The organism is Pseudomonas sp. SDO5215_S409 (genome assembly GCF_054071325.1).
Genome location: NZ_JBSVWN010000138.1, coordinates 1 through 1,484 on the forward strand (window position 1 = coordinate 1; position 1,484 = coordinate 1,484).

2 protein-coding genes, 1 tRNA gene and 1 pseudogene are annotated in these 1,484 nt (G+C 50.5%); all 4 read right to left on the minus strand.

Annotated elements, in window-relative coordinates:
* Positions 1–66: 66 nt before the first annotated feature.
* Positions 67–423: a DUF6572 domain-containing protein gene (locus ACW9H9_RS28545; protein ID WP_457346696.1), complete on the minus strand. Its 357-nt coding sequence runs from the start codon at positions 421–423 to the stop codon at positions 67–69.
* Positions 424–433: 10 nt separating this feature from the next.
* Positions 434–895: pseudogene (locus tag ACW9H9_RS28550) on the minus strand (S-type pyocin domain-containing protein); the annotation flags it as partial.
* A 257-nt stretch (positions 896–1,152) separates the two neighbouring features.
* Positions 1,153–1,226: transfer RNA gene (locus ACW9H9_RS28555), tRNA-Gly, on the minus strand.
* On the minus strand, positions 1,217–1,484 hold a 268-nt coding region (locus ACW9H9_RS28560), incomplete at its 5' end, for a hypothetical protein (RefSeq protein WP_457346695.1). The genes ACW9H9_RS28555 and ACW9H9_RS28560, both read right to left, overlap by 10 nt.

Here is a 1,484-nt window from a genome sequence, read left to right on the forward strand (position 1 = left end):
CTAATGGGCCTCATTTTAAGGCTTGGAGGTGTCTACGAAACTAGGGGCGATTCAGGACACGGGTAGTCACATGTTGCGAATTTTCTCGCTTTCTTTCAGCACGAACTCAAATCCGATACCTGCACTTTTCAGCAGGTCAGTGACTCGGTCTACAAAGGTTTCGCCTTGTGCTGGCAGCTCATACAAACCGTTAACTCGGATGATTGGTAGCTTGTCTTTCGCTGGCGGGTAGCTTTCCAGCAGCTCTCCGCTCTCAATGAAAGCAACGTAGCTGTTGATCTTTTCTTGAAGCAGTAGCAGGTGTTCGCCTTGTTGCGCTTTATCACCCCACTCAAGGTGGTCAGTGATTACCAAAATTACGTTTTTAGGCTCCCACTCGGGCACCGCAATAATATCGACTACTTTTGTTTCGGTGATGGACATGTCTGCTCCCTCAGAGGGTTGGGTCGGGTCGAATGATGTCAATTCTGGTAGGTGGAATTCTGGTGCCTCCGGGGAAGCCGGGTTTTCCTTTACCTACAACCGTACCACCCGTTTTCTCAATTTCAGGAAAGGCCGATTTCTGATTCTTGGTCAATGGCGCTGTATCGGATGATTTGCATTCGACACATGAGAGTTCACCGTCAGCGTCTCGCCCAATCATATCAACTCGGGTTTTAACCCCGTTGTCGGCTTTAACTGTAACCTCGCGGGCTGCCTCGGGTCTGATTTTGCTGTACTCCTCGAAGGATTCGTCTTCGTACTCTTTGCCTCTCTGCTTGTTCTTTTGCAGTTGCGTGCTAAGCACGATGTAGAAAGGCTCAATACCCGAGTCAGGGAACCAGATAATTGCATCTTGGAATTCAGGTGGATGTGCAGGGTTCGCCAACACCGTGTCAGCTTGTGCGGTCGGGGGATTTTTCCCAACATTTCCATGCTGATCACCCTGTGTTCTCCTGCTCAAAAAGTGAGCAGAGTCAGTTGAACATCTGGGTCAGTTTTCAGTCGGCAGAAGAGCCTCTACTGGGTCAGTTTTCGGTCAGCGGCAACAGGTAAAAATCGACCCCACCCTTTTACCAACAATCAAATTTCACCCACAAAAAAACCGGCCATCTAGGCCGGTTTTTTTCACGTGTCTCTCGTCAAACCAACCTGACGCAAGACCTGATTGAGTGGAGCGGGTAGAGGGAATCGAACCCTCAACTAAAGCTTGGGAAGCTTTCGTTTTGCCACTAAACTATACCCGCTCAAAGCGGCTGACTTTGTACCAGATGTACGCGCCGATTTGAAGTTTTTCTTTTGAAAATGTGCAGGTTGCGTGCATTTTCCTTCTCGAGCGGGTCCGTTGAAGGTGGGAGCCAGTGCGTTCCCACCTGTGTTTCTGCGCCTCAAGAAGCCAGCGCAGGGTGCGGCTGGCCCTGTGGGTATCGCAAGCGAGCCGGTTGTTGCTCCGATCGTGTCCCTGGAAGTGGTGTAACTCATCATGGCCTTGGCCGCTGAGTTTG